This is a genomic window from Stenotrophomonas sp. Steno-Z1 (assembly GCF_056393175.1).
Window position 1 is genome coordinate 142,068 of the sequence record NZ_JBWJPB010000001.1, and the last position, 17,412, is coordinate 159,479.

The following is a 17,412-nucleotide window of genomic DNA, read 5'->3' on the forward strand; positions in this document are numbered from 1 at the left end:
TTACACTCGGCGGTCGTGGGATTTAACGGGATTTTTCCAAATGTTGGGACGCATCACAGCGCGCATCGCCGCTGGCCTCACCCTCGCCGTCCTGGCCGGGTGCAGCAGCAAGGACGACACCGCGCGCCGGCAGGCAGACGCCGTACCGGTCACCACCCAGGTGGTGCAGACCTCCGCATGGAACGACACCCTCCAGGCCCTGGGCACCGCCAAGGCCCGCGAATCGGTCACGATCACCGCCAAAGTCAGCGAGATCATCGAAACCGTCCATTTCGACAGCGGCCAGCAGGTCAACGCCGGTACGCCGCTGGTGACCCTGCGCGGCCAGGCCCAGGAAGCGGCCCTGCTGCAGGCCCAGGCCACCTTCGCCGAGGCCGACCAGCTGTACAAGCGCCAGCGCGAGCTGGCCGCCCAGCAACTGGTGGCCAGCGCCACCCTGGACACCCAGCGCGCCATCCGCGATGCCGCCGAGGCGCGCGTGCGTGAAATGCAGTCGGACATCGGCGACCGCCGCGTGCGCGCGCCGTTCGCCGGCGTGCTGGGCATCCGCCAGGTCAGTGCCGGCTCGCTGGTCACCCCCAGCACCACCATCGCCACGCTCGACGACATCGAACGCATGCACGTCGACTTCCAGGTGCCCGAGGCCGAACTGGCCAGCCTTGGCAACGGCGACAAGGTCACCGCCACCAGCGTCGCCTACCCGGGCCGCAGCTTTGAAGGCGTGGTGGCCACCATCGACACCCGCGTCGACCCCGGCACCCGCGCGGTCACGGTCCGCGCCGACTTCATCAACGCCGACCACGCCCTGCGCCCGGGCATGCTGCTGGACATCCGCATGTTCCGCCCCGAACGCCAGGCGCTGGTCATTCCCGAGATCGCCGTGGTCCAGGTCGGTCGCGACTCGTTCGTCTACCGGGTCAAGGCCGACCACAGCGTCGAGCGCATCGACGTCAGCAGCGGCGCCCGCCGTGCCGGCGTGGTCGAAATCCGCAGCGGCCTCAAGCCCGGCGACCGCATCGTCGTGGACGGCACCGGCAAGCTGCGCCCCGGCCTGAAGGTCGATGACCGTCCCGCCACCGCGCCTGCCACGCCTGCGGACCGCGCCGGATGAAGCTCTCCGACGTTTCCATCCAGCGCCCGGTATTCGCCGTGGTGATGAGCCTGCTGCTCGTCGTGCTGGGCATCATGTCCTTTACCCGCCTGACCCTGCGCGAACTGCCCGCGATCGACCCGCCGATCGTCTCGGTCTCGGTCGACTACACCGGCGCGTCGGCAGCGGTCATCGAGAGCCGCATCACCCAGGTGCTGGAAGACGCGCTGGCCGGCATCGAGGGCATCGACACCATCAACGCGCGCAGCTCCAACGGGCGCGCGCAGGTCAGCATCGAGTTCACCTCCAACCGCGACATCGAAGCGGCGGCCAACGATGTCCGCGACGCGGTCAGCCGCGTCGCCGACCGCATGCCCGAAGAGGCGCGCCCACCGGAAATCGCCAAGGTCGAGAGCGACGCCGATCCGATCATCTGGTTCAACATGACCTCTTCCAGCATGGACACGCTGGAATTGAGCGACTATGCCGACCGCTACGTGGTCGACCGCTTCTCCAGCCTGGATGGCGTCGCCCAGGTCCGCATCGGCGGGCGCCAGCGCTATGCCATGCGCATCTGGCTCGACCGCGACCAGCTCGCCGCGCGTGGCCTCACCGTCGGCGATGTCGAAACCGCGTTGCGCAACGAGAACGTCGAACTGCCGGCCGGCCGGATCGAATCGACCGACCGCGATTTCACCCTGCGCGTGGAGCGCAACTACGTCAAACCCGAGGATTTCGCCACCATCCCGCTGGGCAAGGGCAGCGATGGCTACGTGGTCCGAATGGGCGACGTGGCGAAGATCGAGCTGGCCTCGTCCGAGCGCCGGGCCTACTACCGCAGCAACGGCGAGCCGGGCATCGGCCTGGGCATCGTCAAGACCTCCACCGCCAACTCGCTGGACGTGGCGCGCACCGCACGCGCCGAGGCCGAGCGGGTCGGGCAGACGCTGCCCGAGGGCACCCACATCTTCGTGGCCTTCGACAACACCACCTTCATCGAGGCGGCCGTCGACCGGGTGTACGCCACCCTGGTGGAAGCCATGCTGCTGGTGCTGGCGGTGATCTGGCTGTTCCTCGGCAGCTTCCGCGCCGCGCTGATTCCCGCGGTGACGGTGCCGGTGTGCCTGGTAGCGGCGTTCATCGCGCTGTATGCCTTCGGTTTCTCGATCAACCTGCTCACCCTGCTGGCGCTGGTGCTGTGCATCGGCCTGGTGGTCGATGACGCCATCGTGGTGGTGGAAAACGTGCAACGCCGCATCGACCTGGGCGAACCCCCGCTGGTGGCCTCCAAGCGCGGTACCGCGCAGGTCGCCTTCGCGGTGATCGCCACCACCGCCGTGCTGGTCGCGGTGTTCCTGCCGGTCGGCTTCCTGGAAGGCAACACCGGGCGCCTGTTCCGCGAACTGGCCGTCGCCCTCGCGGCCGCCGTGGCGTTGTCGGCGTTCGTCTCGCTCACTCTGACCCCGATGATGGCCTCCAAGCTGCTCAAGCCGCATACCGGCCAGCCGCCCCGGGGCCTGCACGGGCTGATCAACCGCAACCTGGACCGCGTCTCGGCGGCCTACGGGCGCGTGCTCGACGCGCACGTCGGGCGCACCTGGCTCTACGTGGTGGTCATGCTGCTGTCGCTGCTGGCCAGCGCCCTGCTGCTCAGGATACTGCCCTCCGAGCTGGCCCCGGCCGAAGACCGCGGCTCGTTCCAGATCATGATCGATGGCCCGGAAGGTGCCGGCTACGATTACACCGTGGCCCAGGTGCAGGAAGTGGAAAAGGTGGTCGCCGGCTTCGTCGGCGAGGACAAGCCGATCGTGCGCGCCAACCCGCGCGTGCCCGGCGGCTTCGGTGCCAGCGAGGAAATGCATACCGGCCGCATCAGCGTGTTCCTGCAGCCGTGGCGCGAACGCCAGTCGGCCACGCCGGACGTGGCTGCCGAGCTGCAGAAGCACCTGGACGGCATGCGCGGCGTGCGCGTGCGCACCCAGGTCGGTGGCGGCCTGGTGCGCAGCCAGGGCCAGCCGTTCCAGATCGTGCTGGGGGGGCCGGAGTACGCCGAGATCGCGCAGTGGCGTGATCGCATGCTCCAGCGCATGGCCGACAACCCGGGCCTGGTCGGCCCGGACTCGGATTACAAGGAAACCCGGCCGCAGATGCGGGTCAACATCGACCGTCAACGTGCGGCAGACCTGGGCGTGTCGGTCACCGCGATCGGCAGCGCGCTGGAAACCATGATGGGCTCGCGCCGGGTCACCACCTTCGTCGACAACGGCGAGGAGTACGACGTGCTGGTCCAGGCCGGCCGAGACGGCCGCGCTTCGCCGGCCGACCTGGCCGCCATCCGGGTGCGTGCCAGCAGCGGCGAGCTGGTGCCGTTGTCGAACCTGGTCACCCTCAGCGAAGTGGCCGAAGCCGGCAACCTCAACCGCTTCAACCGGCTGCGCTCGATCACCATCACCGCTGGCCTGGCCCCGGGGTATCCGCTTGGCGAGGCGATCGCCTGGGCCCAGCAGACCGCGCGCGAGGAGCTTCCGCAGCACGCCCAGCTGGACTGGAAGGGCGAATCGCGGGAATACCAGAATGCCGGCAGCGCGGTGCTGCTCACCTTCGCCATGGCCCTGCTGGTGGTGTACTTGGTGCTGGCCGCGCAGTTCGAGAGCTTCATCCACCCGCTGGTGATCATGCTGACCGTGCCACTGGGCGTGCTCGGCGCACTGCTCGGGCTGTACGTCAGCGGCGGCAGCATCAACCTGTTCAGCCAGATCGGCATCGTCATGCTGGTCGGCCTGGCGGCCAAGAACGGCATCCTGATCGTGGAATTCGCCAACCAGTTGCGCGACGAAGGCCGCGACGTGCACAAGGCCATCGTCGAATCGGCGATGGTGCGGCTGCGCCCCATCCTGATGACCTCCATCGCCACGGTGGTCGGCGCGATCCCGCTGGTGGTGGCCGGTGGCCCGGGTTCGGCCAGCCGCGGCACCATCGGCATCGTGGTGATCTTCGGCGTTACCGTGTCCACGTTCCTGTCGCTGTTCGTGGTGCCGGCGTTCTATTCGCTGCTGGCCCCGTATACGCGATCGCCCGAAGCGGTGGCGCGCGAGCTGGAAAAGCAGGAGGCGGAAACGCCGTCGGTGGGGGGGCATGCCTGAGCTGGCGGCCCCGCGTATCGTCGGTGGGGGCTTCGTGCTGCGCCCGTGGCGCGGCGACGACCTGGAGTCCCTGCTGCGGCACGCCAATGACGAGGCGGTCTCGCGCGGCCTGCGCGACCGCTTCCCGTACCCGTACACCCGCGCTGACGGCGAGGCGTTCCTGTCCGGCCGGGTGCTGGACCTGGATGGCCCGACCCTGGCCATCGAGATCGACGGCCACGCCTGCGGGGGCATCGGTGCCGGCCTGGGCAGCGACACACGCCGGCACAGCGCCGAGATCGGCTACTGGCTCGGGCGCGCGCTGTGGGGGCAGGGCGTCATGCGCCGGGTGGTGGCGGCCTATGTGCCGTGGCTGATGGATCGGTACGATCTGTACCGGCTGCAGGCCGAGGTGCTGGATACCAATGCGGCCTCGGCGCGGGTGCTGCTGGCCAGCGGTTTCGTCGAGGAGGGCACCGCGCGCGGTGCCGTGTTCAAGCGGGGCCGGTTCCACGACCTGCGCCGCTTCGCCCTGCTGCGGGCCCCCGCCAGCTGACGCCCGGCGACGCGTTCATCTTTCATCGCGCCGCACCGGCGTCGGGCGTGGCGCTACCCGTGGCGGCCGTGATCATGGAGAATCGACCCGGTCCCTTCCAGCCGACGGGACGTCCTTCATTTTTCCGCCGACTGGAGAGAGCGCGTGGAAGCAGCCGTACATTTCATCAACAGCATCATCTGGAGCAAGGCGCTGATCGCCGTGTGCCTGGGCGCTGGCCTGTTTTTCAGCGTCCGCACCCGGTTCATGCAGATCCGCGGCTTCTTCGAGATGTGTCGCCTGACCGTCCAGGGTGAGAAATCCGAGGCCGGCGTGTCCTCGTTCCAGGCCCTGGCCATGTCGATGGCCGGGCGCATGGGCATCGGCAACATCGCCGGCGTGGCCACCGCGATCGCCTTCGGCGGCCCCGGTGCGATCTTCTGGATGTGGGTGATGGGCTTCCTGGGCGCGTCCACCTCGTACGTGGAATGCACCCTGGCGCAGATCTACAAGACCAAGGATGCCGAAGGCCGCTACCGAGGCGGCCCGGCGTACTACATCGAAAAAGCGATGGGCATGAAGTGGTACGCCCTGGCCTTCGCCGTGGCCACGATCATCGCCGCCGGCTTCCTGATGCCGGGCGTACAGGCCAACGCGATCGCCGACAGCATCATCAACGCCTGCCGCGGCGGCGCACTGTGCGGCCCGCTGGATGGCCAGGTCATGGGCATGGACGCGGTGCAGGCGCTGAAGCTGGGCATCGGCATCGTGGTCGCGCTGCTGCTGGGCGTGGTCATCTTCGGCGGGGTCAAGCGCATCGCCAACTTCGCCGAAGTGGTGGTGCCGTTCATGGCCGCCGCGTTCATCCTGATGGCCATCGTCATCATGATCATCAACTACGACCGCGTGCCGGAGATGTTCGGCATCATCTTCGACAGCGCCTTCGGCACCCACGCCGCGTTCGGCGCGATGATGGGCCTGGCCGTGGAGTGGGGCATCAAGCGCGGCATCTATGCCAATGAAGCCGGGCAGGGCTCGGGCCCGCACGCCGCCGCCGCCTCGGAGGTCTCGCACCCGGCCAAGCAGGGCTACGTGCAGGCCTTCGCGATCTACTTCGACACCATGATGGTGTGCACCGCCACGGCCTTCCTGATCCTGGCCAGCGGCACCTACAACGTGTATTCGCCGGTGGCAGGCGCCGCGCCGCTGTTCCAGGGCCTGGCCGGCATCCCCGAAGGCGCCGGGTACGCGCAGGCCGGCGTGGAAGCCGTGCTGCCCGGTTGGGGCGCCTCGTTCGTGTCGCTGGCGATCTTCTTCTTCGCCTTCACCACGATCATGGCCTATTACTACATGGCCGAGACCAACCTCAGCTACATCAACCACAACCGCAAGCGGCCGCTGACCGTACTGGTGCTGCGCCTGGGCATCATCGGCATGGTGGTGTTCGGCGCGTTCCACAACGCCACGCTGGCCTGGGCGCTGGGCGACATCGGCGTGGGCCTGATGGCGTGGCTGAACATCATCGCCATCCTGATCGTGCAGAAGCCGGCGATGCTGGCGCTGCGCGATTACGAACGACAGAAGAAGCTCGGCCTGGATCCGACCTTCGACCCCGATGCCTTGGGCATCAAGAACGCCGACTTCTGGCGTCAACGCAAGCTGGAGCTGTCCCGTAGTGAATGATCCCTGGAAAAATGCCCGCCGCCCGTCCTCGCGGCCGCCGCGGGCAACCCCGTTGCCCCCGCGCGAGGGCGGCACGCCGCCACCGCCGGGCCGCGGCAACGACGAGCTGCGCCTGTACGGCTGGAATGCCGTGCAGGCACTGTTCGCCTCGCGCCCGCAGGCGCTGCGCAAGCTGTACCTGGTCGAGGCACTGATCCCGCGCATGCAGCCGGTGCTGAAGTGGTGCGTGGCCAACCGCGTCGGCTATCGCGTCGTGGAGGAGGGAGACCTCAACAAGCTCGCCGCCACCACCCATCACGAAGGGGTCGTGGCCGACGTGCTGCGTGCGCCGATGCTCGAGCTGGGCGAGTGGCTGCAGGCGCTGCCGGCCGGCAAGCCGGTGCTGGCGCTGTGGCTGGACGGGGTGGGCAACCCGCACAACTTCGGCGCGATCCTGCGTTCGGCCGCGCACTTCGGCGTGGCCGGGCTGCTGTTGCCGCCCGGTGCCACGTTGGCGTTGTCCGGCGCGGCCGCGCGCGTGGCCGAGGGCGGTGCCGAGGCGGTGCCGCTGGTGCGGCTGCCGGCCGTGCCGCAGGCCATGTCGCAGTTGCGCGAGGCCGGCTTCGGGCTGGCCGCCACGCTGGTCGACGGTGGCAGTGACCTGTTCGCCAGCGAGGTGCCGGCACGCCTGGTGTATGTGATGGGCGCCGAAGGCGAGGGCATGGACCGCGAGCTGGCGCAGGCATGCGACCAGCAGGTGTCCATTCCCGGTACCGGTGCGGTGGAGAGTCTCAACGTGGCATCGGCGACCGCGGTGCTGCTGTCGCACTGGTACGCGCGTCAGTCGCGCTGATCCGGTGCTGTTTTTCGGGTAGCGCGCGTGCGCGCTCGCCCAACGCGGTGTGAACCACGTCACCGATAACTCGGTGACTACAAGGGATTCGGACTTTTCGCATGGTGAGCGGCTGTAGCGCTGCGTCACAGTGCAAGGCGGTGCTGTGTTGGGTTGGTGAGGAGAGACACCCACCCAGCGCGGCGCTGTTGTCCGGATCGCAGCAAGTCTGTGGCGCTCACCGCGTGGGGTGTGACGAGTCCCGGTAGCCCGGTCGCTTTTGCGGCCGGGCTTTTTTTATTCTTCTGCCATCCGCGGGCAAGCAGAAGCGCGCTCTGGATCTTTTTCCGCGCGGCGGTCGGTGGGTTGGGCGCTGGGCCCCCATGCCCTTGGAGGCGAACGCGCTCGCGACAGACCCGAGCGGACAATCCCCCCGTTCCACTCAGCCCAAGGACTACCCGACCACGCGCTCATGGCCGTGAACCATCCGCCACAACGCGTTGGAACAACGCTCCCCGCGATTGCAGGAAGCGCCTTTTTCAGGACATCGCGATCAACACACGCAAGGCGACGACGCCACGCCGTGGCGCGCGGCGATCATTCGTTGGGCGGGGTGGTCGGCTTGGCTTCGCTGCCGAAGCTGCCGTCGGCTTCCGCGGCCAGGTAGGCGAACACCGTGTACGCGGCCACGTTCTGCGCCAGTGCGGCCGGGTCGATCTTGTCCAGGGTGTCGTCGGCGGTGTGGTGCAGGTTGAAGTAGTCGGTGCCGTCCTGCGCCAGCCACGCCCACGCGCCGCCCTTGGCAGCCAGCGGGCCCACGTCCGGCCCGGGGCCGCCCTTGTCGGGCGCGTACTCGATGCCCAACGGCTTGAGCACGTCGGCGATCTGCCGGGTCGCCTCGCGCGAGTGTTCCGGGTTCGGCGAGCCGGTGTTGAAGGCATAGATGCGGCCGGCGCCGAAGTCGCTTTCGGCGGCGAGCTGGTGCAGCACCACGTCCTTGGCATGCGCTTCGGCGTAGGCCTTGCCGCCATACAGGCCCTGTTCCTCGTTGGCGAAGGCAACCACACGGATGGTGCGCTTGGGCGCCTGCTTGAGCTGGCCGATCAGGTGGCCGGCGGCCATGGTGATGCCTACGCCTGCGCCATCATCGATCGCCCCGGTGCCCAGGTCCCACGAATCCAGGTGACCGCCGATCACCACCACTTCCTTGGGCAGGCTGCGCCCGGTGATCTCGCCGATTACGTTGTAGGAGGTGGCCTTGCCATCCCAGCCGCAATCCAGGCTCAGCTTCAGCGTGGTCCTGCCGCGTGCGACCAGGCGCGCCAACTGGTTGGCATCGGGCACCGACAGCGCGGCCGACGGCACCGGGGTCAGGCCATCGTCGAAACGGGTGATGCCGGTGTGGGGCACGCGATGCGAGTCGGTACCGGCCGAGCGCATCACAAAGCCCACCGCGCCCTTGCGGATCGCTTCGGACGGGCCCTTGCTGCGCACCGCGCCGCCGTTGCCGTAGTCGCGGCCATCGCGGTAGGCGGTCATCTGGTAATCAACGAAGGCGATCTTGCCGGTCAGCGAGCCGGCGGGCGCCGCCTGCAACGCGGCGAGATCGGCGAAGCGCACCACCTCGGCCTCGACCGTGCCGCCCGGGCTGCCGCCCAGCGCGGTGATGGTCAGCGGCTGCGCATGCGTGCCGGTGACCTGCGCGTGCTCGCTGCGGCGCTCCCACTTGGGAAAGGTGACCGGCTCGGTCCATACCTTGTCAAAGCCCAGCGCCTTGAACTTGGCCACGGCCCAGGCCACCGCGCGCGCGTCGGCTTCACCGCCGGCGATGCGCGGGCCGATCTCGGTGGTCAGCGATTCGACCACCTTCCAGCCGGTGTCATCCTTGAGCGCCTGCTCGCGCAGTTCGGCCGCGGTGGCCAGCGACCTGGGCGGCAGGGTGGTGGTGCCGGTCGCCGCGAATGCAGGCGCAGCCAGCAGGGCGAGGGAGGATGCGATGGCAAGGACGCGGCGACGCATGGACAACTCCGGGAAACAGGGGCGGAAGCCTTGGAGCTTAGCAGCCTGCCCGGACCGCACATGGGCGGTAGGTCATGGTTGCGCGGACGCTGTTTTCCATACGCGAAAGCCCCGCCAGGGCGGGGCTTTCGACTGTGCCTCCGACACGCGCCGGAGCGCGGTCCAAGGGCCGGCGCCAGACGATGCCGGGTGGCGGTAGCGCCGGCCAACGGCCGGCACTGCCCGGATCGCCTCAGCGCTTGAGGTTGTCGCGGATCTCGCGCAGCAGCAGCACTTCTTCGGCCGGTGCGGCGGGGGCGGCTTCCTTCTTGCGGGCCAGGCGGTTGATCACCTTGACCACCAGGAAGATGGCGAATGCCACGATCACGAACTGCACCAGCGTGTTGAGGAAGTCACCGTAGCCGATCACCACCGCCGGGATCTCCTTGCCGTCGGCGGCCAGCCGGGCCGGGGCCAGGGTCCAGGCCAGCTGCGAGAAGTCCACGCGTCCGATCAACCAGCCCAGCGGCGGCATGATGATCTTGTCCACCAGCGCGGTGACGATCTTGCCGAACGCCGCACCGATGACGACACCGACCGCCAGGTCGATGACGTTGCCACGCATGGCGAATTCCTTGAACTCGGTAATCATTCCCATCGGGATCTCCTGTGGCGGGTTTATCAAAAGACGGCGCAGGGTAGCGCAGCCGATGTCATCCAGCGATGACGCCGTGGCGCTCGGCCACGTTTTCCAGGCGCGCGCTGAAACGGTCGCCCGGCTTCAATGCCGCCACGCCCGCCGGGGTGCCCATGAACACCAGGTCGCCGGCCTTCAACGCCCACAGCTTGGACAGCTCGTGCAGGATCTCCGGCACGGTCCAGATCATCTGGTCCAGCAGCGACTGCTGGCGCACCTCGCCGTTGATTTCCAGCGACAGGTTGAGTGCGGCGAGGTCGCCCACTTCGCCGGCCGGGACCAGCTCGCTGACCGGTGCGGACTGGTCGAAGCCCTTGGCCGGGTCCCACGGATGGCCCTTGGCCTTGGCGGCGGCCTGCAGATCGCGCCGGGTCAGGTCCAGGCCGACGCCGTAACCGAACACCAGTGCCTCTGCCTGCTCCACCGGCAGTTCGCCGGCCGGCGCATCACGACCGATCGCCACCACCAGTTCCACCTCGTGGTGCAGGTCGGCGGTCGCCGAGGGGTAGGGGATCACATCGTCGTGCCCGACCACGATCGCATCGGCGGGCTTGCTGAAGAACATCGGACGGCCACGGTCGTCGGCAGCCGGCACCGCCGCGCCCATTTCGCGCGCATGGTCGGCAAAGTTGCGCCCGACGCAGTAGATGCGGCGCACCGGGAAGGTGCCGCCACCGGCCACGGGAATGCGCGGTTGTTCGGGCGTGGGGATTACATCGGTCATGCTCGCGTCCTGTCACGAAGGGTCACGGGCAGTCTAGAACGAGCGTGCGCGAGGTGCCACGCCAAACGTGGTGTCATGCGTTGCGCGACAGTATCCGGGGAGGGGCCGCGCAGCCGCGCGGCGCGACCTCAACGCGACAGCGGCAAGGCCTGCTTGCGGACCACGCGGTATTCGGCATCGACCACCTGCGGGTCGCTCTGGCGGCTGGCCTGCTTGCGCTGGGCCAGCAGCTTCCACGCCAGCCCGGCAATGATCATCGCCGCGCCCACGAACACCCCGACAAACACCAGTGCCGCCAGGATCGCCAGGCCCAGCAGGCCCACCGCAACGCGCACCAGCGGATGGCGCGGCTTGCGCGGCGCGAACAGGGTGCGCAACGTGTTGAACTGGAAGAAGCGGTTGTACATGGCGTTTCTTTGGCTGAAGTCAGCGAACCCCGAGTATCCGGGCTGCCCTCTGTCATTGAGTGAAAAACTCGTTAAACGCAGTTCGCGTTCATTTCAAATCAATGACTTGTGTTCATCGCCGAGCCAGCCACATGACGGCGTGAGAGAATGCGCCTCCCTTGTCGCCACCGCCGAACCTGCCCGTGTCCGAGACTGCCGCCGCCCCCTTGATCGCCTTGCAGGCCATTGCCGACGAGGGCTTCGCCGAGGTCGATGCCTGCGTCGACGGCGACAGCGAATCGCTGGTGCTGTATCGCCAGGGCGATCAGGTGCGTGGCTGGCTGAACATCTGCCCGCACGCCGGGCGCCGCCTGGACTGGGCACCGGGCCAGTTCCTCAAGAGCCGCGAGGGCCATCTGGTCTGCGCCGCGCATGGGGCCTCGTTCTCGCTGGACGACGGCAACTGCGTGGCCGGCCCGTGCAAGGGGGATCGCCTGCGTGCGGTGCCGCTGCAGCTGCGCGACGGCCAGGTGTGGCTGGGCTGATGGCGTGCGACAAGTACGGCGCCGGGCACCGATCCGCGCATGGCGTGGCTCCAGCAGCGTGCAGCCACCACGGGCGATGACGTAGATCCACGCCATGCGTGGAGGCCGCCTCAGAACATCAGGTTGATCATTAACACCACCACGATGGTGTAGATCAGCGACAGCGGCGCGCCCACCCGCCACAGTTCGCGCGGGGTGTAGTTGGCCGGGCCAGTGATCATCGAGATCACCGGGTTGGAGGCGGTCATCAGGTTGTTGGACGCCGACAACGCCACGATCAACGCGAATGCGGTCGGGTTGCCGCCGGCCGCCAGGGCCAGGTTGACCGCGATCGGCACCATCACGATGGTCGCCCCCACGTGGCTGATCACCAGCGAGAACATCGTGGTCAGCAGCGCCAGCGCGATTTCCAGCACCCACACCGGAATGCCGGTCGGCAGGCGATCGATGGTGTGGCCGGCGATCCAGGCCGCCGCGCCACTGCTGTCCATCGCCCAGCCCAGCGGGATCAGCCCGGCCATCATGAAGATGGTCTTCCAGTTGATCGAGGCGTAGGCCTCGTCCATGCGCAGCACCCCGGTGAGCAGCATGCCGGCCACCCCCGTCATCAGGGTCAGCGCCACCGGCAGCTTGGAGGTCAGCGCGATCAGGATGGTGATGGCGAAGATGCTCATCGCGATCTTGAACTTGTGCGGGCGCTGCTCGCCCTTGGGGTAGTCGGTGACCACCACGAAGTCGCGGCTCTTGGCCGCCTGCGCCAGGTCGGTCCAGATGCTGTGGAAGACCAGCATGTCGCCGGCGCGCAGCGCCACGTTGCGCACGTCCTCGCGGATCACCTGCTTGTCGCGGTTGATCGCCAGCAGGCTGATGCCACGCTGCTTGCGCAGGCGCAGTTCCGAGGCGGTCTTGCCGATCACATCCGAGGTCGGCGGGATCACCGCTTCGGAAATACCGGCGCGGCTGGGATTGAACAGGTCGCCCAGGTGCTTCAGCCGCGAGGACATGCGCAGGAACTGGTTCTGCGCGAAATCGCCCACCTGCTGGCGCGCGCCCATCACCCCGAGCACGCTGCCCACCCAGATGCGCATCTCCGCCGGCGGCGCAAGGCGGGTGTCGTTGCCGGTCTTCAGGGCCAGCAGCAGCGGTGCATCGTGCACGTTCTCGGCCTCGCCCAGGGTCATGCCGACCAGCGGGCTTTCGGCGGTGACCACCAGCTCGAACACGTCGCCTTCGATGCCGTAGGTCTTGGCGAAGTAGCTCTCGGTGCGCGCGGGGGTGACCCCGTCGTTGGCCAGGGTCTCCTCTTCGACCAGCTTGCGGTCGCCGAAGTGGCGGAAGTACAGCAGCGAGGCGATCAGCAGCGCCACGCCGATCGGCAGCGGCGCGAACATGCGCAGCGGCTCGATGGTGGCAAGGCCCGAGGGCAGGTTGTTGTTGGCCGAGGCCAGTAGATCGTTCAACAGGATCAGCGGCGAGTTGCCGACCATGGTCAGCGCGCCGCCCATCACGATCGCCGCGGCGATCGGCAGCAGCAGGCGCTGCAGGGTCAGCCCGGTACGCGCGGCCAGCCGCGAGGCGACCGGCAGGTACAGCGCCATCACTGAGGGATTCTGCATGAACGACGAGTTCAAGCCGGCGATCGCGGTGGTCATCATCAGCAGGCGGGTTTCCACGCCATGCCCGCGCCGCAGCAGCCACGCCGCCAGCCGGTTCAGCGCGCCGGTGCGGTCCAGGCCCGCACCGAGGATGGTGGTGGCGATGATGCTCATCACCGCGTTACCGGAGAAGCCGCCGAAGATTTCCTCCGGTGCGATCAGTCCGGTCACGCCCAGCACCACCAGCACCACCAGCGCCACCACATCGGCGCGGATGCGCTCGAACAGGAACATCGCCATCGTGAAGCCGACCAGCCCCAGGACGAGCTTCATGTCGGTGGTCAGCGTCAGCGCGGTATCCATGGGGTGGCGCGGTTCCTTGGGCCAGGATCAGGTGCGGTCGTACAGCAGGTCCCACACGCCATGGCCGAGCTTCTGGCCACGGGTCTCGAAGTGCGTCTGCGGACGCCATGCCGGGCGCTCGACCTGGCCGCGCGGGCCGGCGCGGTTGCTCAGCCCGGCGGTGGCATCGAGCACGTCCCACATCTGCTCGGCGTAGTCTTCCCAGTCGGTGGCACAGTGCAGGCGGCCACCGACGCGCAGCTTGCGCACCAGCAGGTCGGCAAAGCCGGGCTGGATCAGGCGGCGCTTGTTGTGGCGCTTCTTGTGCCACGGATCGGGGAAGTAGATGCGTACTTCATCCAGCGCGCCATCGGCGATCTCCTTTTCCAGTACCTCCACCGCATCGTGGTGGTACAGGCGCACGTGGTCGGCGTTGTCGTCGGCCAGGGCATTGAGCAGGCGGCCCACGCCCGGGGCGTGCACTTCCAGGCCGATGTAGTCGCGGCTCGGGTCCTGCTGCGCGGCGAAGCGCAACGCGGCGCCGTTGCCGAAGCCGATCTCCAGCACCTTGTGCGCATCGCGCCCGAAGGTGGCGTCCAGGTCGCGCGGCTCGCCGGTGAAGTCCAGGCCGAAGCGCGGCCAGCGGTCATCGAACGCGCGCTGCTGGGCCGGGGTGAAGCGACCCTGGCGCAGGACGAAGCTGCGCACCTCGCGGCGGCCTTCGGTAATGGTGAAGGGCTTGGCCGGGGCCTTGGCGCCGGCGCTGTCGAAAGGATTGGTCATCAGCCGATCAACCCGTCCACCGGCGAGGACGCACTCGCGTAGCGCTTGCGCGGAATGCGCCCGGCCAGGAAGGCCTCGCGGCCCGCTTCCACGGCCTTGCGCATCGCGCTGGCCATCAGGATCGGGTTGCGGGCGCCGGCGATGGCGGTGTTCATCAGCACGCCGTCACAGCCCAGTTCCATCGCGATCGCCGCGTCGGAGGCGGTGCCCACGCCGGCGTCCACGATGATCGGCACCTTGGCGTCTTCGATGATCTGCAGCAGGTTGTACTTGTTCTGGATGCCCAGGCCCGAGCCGATCGGCGCGGCCAGCGGCATCACCGCGGCGCAGCCGATCTCTTCCAGGCGCTTGGCCAGGATCGGGTCGTCGGAGGTGTAGACCATCACCTCGAAGCCATCCTTCACCAATTGCTCGGCGGCCTTCAGGGTCTGCACCACGTCCGGGTACAGCGTCTTCTGGTCGCCCAGCACTTCCAGCTTGGTCAGGTTGTGCCCGTCCAGCAGCTCACGCGCCAGGCGGCAGGTGCGCACCGCGTCGTCGGCGGTGTAGCAGCCGGCGGTATTGGGCAGGATCGTGTAGCGATCCGGCGGCAGCACATCGAGCAGGTTGGGCTCGCCCGGGTTCTGCCCGATGTTGGTGCGGCGGATCGCCACGGTCACGATCCGGGCCCCGGCGGCATCGGTGGCCAGGCGGGTTTCTTCCAGGTCCTTGAACTTGCCGGTGCCGGTCAGCAGCCGGGAACCGTAGGTCTTGCCGGCGATCACCAGCGAATCAATGGGGGCATTTGCATTCATGCGCGCAATTATCGCCTATCGCGCGGCGCGATGCTGCCTCGCTCAACCGCCACCGAGTGCGTGTACGATCTCGACCCGGTCGCCATCCTGCAACGCGTGCCCGGCATGCCGGCTGCGGGTGACGATCTCGCCATTGACCTCCACCGCGACGCGGCGCTCGAGCAGGTTCTCGACCTGCAACAGGTCCAGGACGGTGGCGGTTTGCGGAAGCTGGCGGGTCTCGCCGTTGAGCACGATGTTCATGACGCCATTGTCCCTCAATGGCGCTGGACTGCGTACCCTTGCAGCCCCCTCCCGGGGCCGCGGAGGCGGCCCCGCCGGGGGCTGGCCGGTCCCCGGGGCATTTCATGCGGCAACGCAGCGTGAATTGGCCCGGGTGCAGTGAAACCATTACACCGTGCGCCGGCGTACGTCGGTGGTTCTCCCACTTCAAGGAGCTTTACATGCTGATCAGCAAGCGTCCCCTGCGTTCCCTCTTGGCCGTGGCCATCGCCCTGGCGGCGGCGCCGGCCATGGCCCAGTCGCCGTACACCAAAACCGTGTTCATCGGCGACAGCCTGACCGACGCAGGGTACTTCCGTCCGCTGCTGCCGGCAGGCGTGCAGCCGGTCACCGGTCAGTTCACCACCAACCCGGGCTGGACCTACGCCCAGTACGTGGCCAACTACTACGGTACCAACGGGTCGGCGCACGGCAACGGGCAGGGCGGTGACAACTATGCCATCGGTGGCGCTCGCGTCGGCGTGGATACCAGCCAGGTGCTGGCCGCGGGCACCCCGGCGGTGCCGGTGTACTCGCTCAAGACCCAGACCGCGCAGTACCTGGCCGCCAACGGCGGCAAGGCAGACCCGAATGCGCTGTACACCGTGTTCGGCGGCGCCAATGACCTGTTCGCCATCCAGGCCGGCGCCCCGCTGGTGTCCACCCTGACCAACGCGGTCACCGACCAGGTCGGCATCGTCGCCACCCTGAAGGGTGCCGGCGCCGAATACATCGTGGTCCCGACCATCCCCGACGTCGGCCTGACCCCGGGCGCGCGCGCCGGTGGCCCCGCCGCGATGGCGGCCGGCACCGCGCTGGCCAAGGCCTACAACGACGCCCTGTTCGGTGGCCTGAAGGCCGCCGGCCTGCAGGTGATCCCGGTGGACACCTTCCACGTGCTGCAGGAAATCGTCGCCAACCCGGGCCAGTACGGCTTCGTCAATGTCACCAACCCGGCCTGCACCACGGCCTCGTCGCTGACCTGCAACCCGACCAGCTACGCCACCCCGACCGCCGCCAGCACCTACGTGTTCGCCGACGGCGTGCACCCCACCAGCGCCACCCATGAGATGCTCGGCCAGTACACCCTGTCGATCCTGGAAGCCCCGCGCAACCAGCAGATCCTGACCCACTCGGCGCAGACCATCGGCCGCTCGCGCGCCGACCAGGTCAGCCTGCACCTGGGTGGCCGTCCGGACGACGGCATGTCCTGGTGGGGCAGCGTGCGTGGCGACATGCAGCGTTACTCGCACGGCGACCTGTACGACGGCATGGCGCCGGCCGGCCTGTTCGGCGTGGATTGGGCGCGTGACGGCCTGGTGCTCGGCGGCTTCGCCGGTTACGGCCGCATGGATGCCGACTTCGGCAACAACAAGGGCGACTTCACCCAGTCCGACACCTCGCTGGGCCTGTTCGCCGGCTGGTACGGCCAGCACGCCTGGGTCAACGGCCAGGTCAGCTACAGCTGGCTGGACTACGACGTCACCCGCAAGGTCCAGCTTGGGCCGGCTACCCGCACCCATGAAGGGTCGCCGGAAGGCAGCAACCTGACCGTGGCACTGAACGCCGGCTACGATTTCGGCGGCCAGTCGCACTTCGAAGGCGGCTTCCGCCACGGCCCGATCGCCGCGGTGATCTGGCAGAAGGTCAAGCTGGACGGCTACGCCGAAAGCAACCCCAGCGCCACCGCGCTGGGCTATGCCAACCAGGACGTCGACTCCACCGTCGGACGCCTCGGCTGGCAGGCGCGCTTCGAAGGCAGCACCGTCACCCCGTACGTGCAGGTCACCTACGACCACGAGTTCGAAGACGGCCAGCAGGCCAGCGCGTGGCTGCAGTCGATGCCGGACGTGGGCATGTACAAGGTGCCGGGCCTGGAGTTCGACAAGGACTACGTGACCGCCGTGATGGGCGCACGCGTCAAGCTGGGCGGCCTGCAGAGCAACATCGGCATGAGCGCCACCACGCTGCAGAAGCGTGCGCGCGACGTGTCGCTGTTCGCCAGCTTCAGCGGCAGCTTCTGATCCACCCTTGCGCAGCGCCCCT

15 protein-coding genes are annotated in these 17,412 nt (G+C 68.3%); 7 read left to right on the plus strand and 8 right to left on the minus strand.

Features of this window, described 5'->3' with window-relative positions; translation table 11 throughout:
- Window positions 1-40 precede the first annotated feature (40 nt).
- The 5 genes from AC06FD_RS00610 (at window position 41) to AC06FD_RS00630 (ending at window position 7,262) form a co-directional block, all read left to right on the plus strand.
- On the plus strand, window positions 41-1,111 hold the full coding sequence (locus AC06FD_RS00610; RefSeq protein ID WP_478076738.1) for an efflux RND transporter periplasmic adaptor subunit: 1,071 nt from the start codon (window positions 41-43) through the stop codon (window positions 1,109-1,111).
- Entirely contained in the window at window positions 1,108-4,233 is a 3,126-nt protein-coding gene (locus AC06FD_RS00615; protein ID WP_478076739.1) for an efflux RND transporter permease subunit, read from the plus strand. Before AC06FD_RS00610 ends, AC06FD_RS00615 begins: the two co-directional genes overlap by 4 nt.
- Window positions 4,226-4,768 carry a GNAT family N-acetyltransferase gene (locus tag AC06FD_RS00620; RefSeq protein WP_478076740.1) on the plus strand — a complete coding sequence of 181 codons (543 nt, stop codon included), beginning with the start codon at window positions 4,226-4,228 and terminating at the stop codon, window positions 4,766-4,768. The genes AC06FD_RS00615 and AC06FD_RS00620 overlap by 8 nt, the downstream gene beginning before the upstream one ends.
- Before the next feature lie 144 nt (window positions 4,769-4,912).
- Window positions 4,913-6,430, plus strand: a complete 1,518-nt coding sequence (locus tag AC06FD_RS00625; protein ID WP_478076741.1) for an alanine/glycine:cation symporter family protein — start codon at window positions 4,913-4,915, stop codon at window positions 6,428-6,430.
- Window positions 6,423-7,262: a TrmH family RNA methyltransferase gene (locus tag AC06FD_RS00630; RefSeq protein ID WP_394161242.1), complete on the plus strand. Its 840-nt coding sequence runs from the start codon at window positions 6,423-6,425 to the stop codon at window positions 7,260-7,262. Before AC06FD_RS00625 ends, AC06FD_RS00630 begins: the two co-directional genes overlap by 8 nt.
- A gap of 576 nt (window positions 7,263-7,838) precedes the next feature.
- On the opposite strand, the gene AC06FD_RS00635 is transcribed toward AC06FD_RS00630, so the two are convergent.
- The 4 genes from AC06FD_RS00635 to AC06FD_RS00650 form a co-directional block, all read right to left on the minus strand.
- Entirely contained in the window at window positions 7,839-9,260 is a 1,422-nt protein-coding gene (locus AC06FD_RS00635) for a M28 family peptidase (protein ID WP_259206453.1), read from the minus strand.
- Window positions 9,261-9,492: 232 nt separating this feature from the next.
- Window positions 9,493-9,897 carry a large-conductance mechanosensitive channel protein MscL gene (gene mscL / locus AC06FD_RS00640; protein ID WP_259206452.1) on the minus strand — a complete coding sequence of 135 codons (405 nt, stop codon included), beginning with the start codon at window positions 9,895-9,897 and terminating at the stop codon, window positions 9,493-9,495.
- 55 nt (window positions 9,898-9,952) lie between these two features.
- Window positions 9,953-10,660 (minus strand): fumarylacetoacetate hydrolase family protein, encoded by a 708-nt coding sequence (locus tag AC06FD_RS00645; RefSeq protein ID WP_259206451.1) that lies wholly within the window; start codon window positions 10,658-10,660, stop codon window positions 9,953-9,955.
- A 128-nt stretch (window positions 10,661-10,788) separates the two neighbouring features.
- A complete protein-coding gene (locus tag AC06FD_RS00650; RefSeq protein WP_259206450.1) occupies window positions 10,789-11,067 on the minus strand; it encodes a hypothetical protein in 279 nt (92 codons plus the stop codon).
- Between the two features lie 182 nt (window positions 11,068-11,249).
- Between AC06FD_RS00650 and AC06FD_RS00655 the strand changes: the two genes are divergently transcribed.
- Window positions 11,250-11,591: a Rieske (2Fe-2S) protein gene (locus tag AC06FD_RS00655; RefSeq protein WP_259206448.1), complete on the plus strand. Its 342-nt coding sequence runs from the start codon at window positions 11,250-11,252 to the stop codon at window positions 11,589-11,591.
- A gap of 110 nt (window positions 11,592-11,701) precedes the next feature.
- Here the strand turns inward: AC06FD_RS00655 and AC06FD_RS00660 are convergent, their stop codons facing one another.
- Genes AC06FD_RS00660 through thiS form a run of 4 tightly spaced genes read right to left on the minus strand, consistent with a single transcriptional unit; the run spans window position 11,702 to window position 15,348 of the window.
- Complete coding sequence (locus AC06FD_RS00660; RefSeq protein ID WP_478076742.1) at window positions 11,702-13,549, minus strand: SLC13 family permease; 1,848 nt, start codon at window positions 13,547-13,549, stop codon at window positions 11,702-11,704.
- Between the two features lie 27 nt (window positions 13,550-13,576).
- Entirely contained in the window at window positions 13,577-14,311 is a 735-nt protein-coding gene (gene trmB / locus AC06FD_RS00665; protein ID WP_259206444.1) for a tRNA (guanosine(46)-N7)-methyltransferase TrmB, read from the minus strand.
- Window positions 14,311-15,105: a thiazole synthase gene (locus AC06FD_RS00670; RefSeq protein WP_259206443.1), complete on the minus strand. Its 795-nt coding sequence runs from the start codon at window positions 15,103-15,105 to the stop codon at window positions 14,311-14,313. The genes trmB and AC06FD_RS00670 overlap by 1 nt, the downstream gene beginning before the upstream one ends.
- Before the next feature lie 42 nt (window positions 15,106-15,147).
- Window positions 15,148-15,348, minus strand: coding sequence for a sulfur carrier protein ThiS (thiS, locus tag AC06FD_RS00675; protein WP_259206441.1), 201 nt, complete (start codon window positions 15,346-15,348; stop codon window positions 15,148-15,150).
- A 233-nt stretch (window positions 15,349-15,581) separates the two neighbouring features.
- On the opposite strand from thiS, the gene AC06FD_RS00680 reads away from it, so the two are divergent.
- Complete coding sequence (locus tag AC06FD_RS00680; RefSeq protein WP_478077354.1) at window positions 15,582-17,390, plus strand: autotransporter outer membrane beta-barrel domain-containing protein; 1,809 nt, start codon at window positions 15,582-15,584, stop codon at window positions 17,388-17,390.
- The last annotated feature ends 22 nt before the right edge of the window (window positions 17,391-17,412 follow it).